The sequence below is a fragment of the Hymenobacter terricola genome (genome assembly GCF_017921975.2).
Lineage (GTDB): Bacteria > Bacteroidota > Bacteroidia > Cytophagales > Hymenobacteraceae > Hymenobacter > Hymenobacter terricola.
This window is the reverse complement of the sequence record NZ_JAGEMO020000087.1, coordinates 1-1,686: the sequence shown is the minus strand read 5'-3', so window position 1 is coordinate 1,686 and position 1,686 is coordinate 1. Positions and strand designations below refer to the sequence as shown.

Here is a 1,686-nt window from a genome sequence, read left to right as displayed (position 1 = left end):
CAGCTGAACCTGGCAGTGGCCCTGCCCCGGCCCCTGCTGGCCGCAAATGCACGTGCTGGGCGGCGAAACAGGCGCCCCAAAGCGCCCACTTGGGTAATCGCCAAGTCGCTACCTAAAAGCGGAACCGCCTAAACCGAGTTCTGCAACAGCCACGGTCGATGATGCAGCGCGTGCCCAGGGGGCGCTGGTCGGGCAGGCACAGCAGGGACCCGGCGTAGAAGCGCAACTCGTTGCCTTCGGCGGCGTGCCGGGCCTTCGAGCGGCATCCCCTTGCCTGGCCTGCAAAGAGCGCTCCGATAACAAAGAGCTGATACGTTGGGACCCCGTGAAGATGTGCCTGGGGTAAAACGCCGAGGCCGCGTGGCACGTTATACCCCGGAACTCCCGTATAACGCCTTCCCATGCCTGCCCTCCTTGGCACCCTGCGCACCGGCACCAGCGGCATCGTCGTGCCCGGCCCCAAGGTCACCTTTCCGGAGGCCTACCAGGCGACGAGCCGCCTCACCTACTATGCCACCCTGTTTAACTCGGTGGAGATTAACAGCACCTTCTACCGCATCCCTCAGCCCAAAACGTTTGCGGCCTGGGCCGCGGAAACCGGCCCTGACTTTGACTTTACCCTCAAGCTGTGGCGCGACATTACGCACACCAAGACGCTGGCCGAGGACCTCTCCGGCATTATCCGCTTTATGGATGCAGCGCGTGCGTTGGGCACTAAAAAAGGGTGCCTGCTCATTCAGTTCCCGCCCAGCAACACCATTCGCCAGCTAAAGGCGGTCAGTGCCCTATTACAGGCGCTTGCAGCGGCAGACCCCGCCCACGAGTGGCGCAAAGCGGTTGAATTTCGCCACCCCAGCTGGTATGCCGAGGATGCGTTTGATCTGCTGGACCACCACGGCGCCAGCCTGGTGCTGCACGACAAAGGCCCCGCCCGAAACGCCCGGCTCAACGAGGGGGCAGACGTTGTTTATAGGCGCTTCCACGGCCCCAAGGGCAACTACCGAGCGTCCTACGAGCGCGACTTTCTGCACGACCAGGCCGAGCAGATACACGACTACCTCCAAGAGGGGAAAGACGTGTATGCCTACTTCAACAATACCATGGGCGCCGCTTTTGACAATGCCCAAGACCTGTCCCGGCTGGTCGCGGAGCGGGCGTGAGCCGTACGACTTGCGTCCGGGGGCAGGGGGCGCTGGTTTCCAGGGCCAGGGCGTGGTAAACCACGGCGCGGGCTTATTCAATGGCCGTGGCACAGCGGGCCTCCACGCGGGGCTGCCGGTCGTGGCTGGGCATGCCGTGGTTGAGGGGGTAGCGCACCGCTTCCGCTTCGACGACGCTGAGGAGGGCGATGGGCAGGCGGAAGAGTTGAGCGGTAACCAGGCCTGGCCGGCGGACACGACCCGAGACGGGCGCAAAATCTACCTGCGCCGCCGCTGAAACCGAGCCGCGGCGTGGAACGGCTCGTTCACCCAAACGAGCGTGGCTGTTGCAGAACCCTTGGCAAGCCCCATTTGTCGGATGGTCAAACCTATGACCGTTTGAAAAAGGTGCTTTACAAGCCTTATTTTCCGCTTGTAACCACTTCCAGTAGCTTTTCAGGCTGTTGAGCCGAGTTCTGCAACAGCCACGAGCGTTTGGCTTTATCGCCCATCTAAGGCCGCAACAGTCACAGGAAAAACAACCCAG

At 62.5% G+C, this 1,686-nt stretch carries 2 protein-coding genes; one reads left to right on the top strand and one right to left on the bottom strand.

Translation table 11 applies throughout. The features are described 5' to 3' along the window. Positions 1–401 precede the first annotated feature (401 nt). The gene (locus tag J4G38_RS24730) at positions 402–1,160 is read left to right on the top strand and encodes a DUF72 domain-containing protein (RefSeq protein WP_226163826.1); all 759 of its coding nucleotides are present in this window, start codon (positions 402–404) and stop codon (positions 1,158–1,160) included. Between the two features lie 73 nt (positions 1,161–1,233). Here the strand turns inward: J4G38_RS24730 and J4G38_RS24725 are convergent, their stop codons facing one another. After that, entirely contained in the window at positions 1,234–1,473 is a 240-nt protein-coding gene (locus J4G38_RS24725) for a hypothetical protein (RefSeq protein ID WP_226163824.1), read from the bottom strand. Positions 1,474–1,686 lie beyond the last annotated feature (213 nt).

Coding starts and splice junctions, on each gene's coding strand:
- J4G38_RS24730 (WP_226163826.1), top strand. CDS start 402: ATGCCTGCCCTCCTTGGCACCCTGCGCACCGGCACCAGCGGCATCGTC.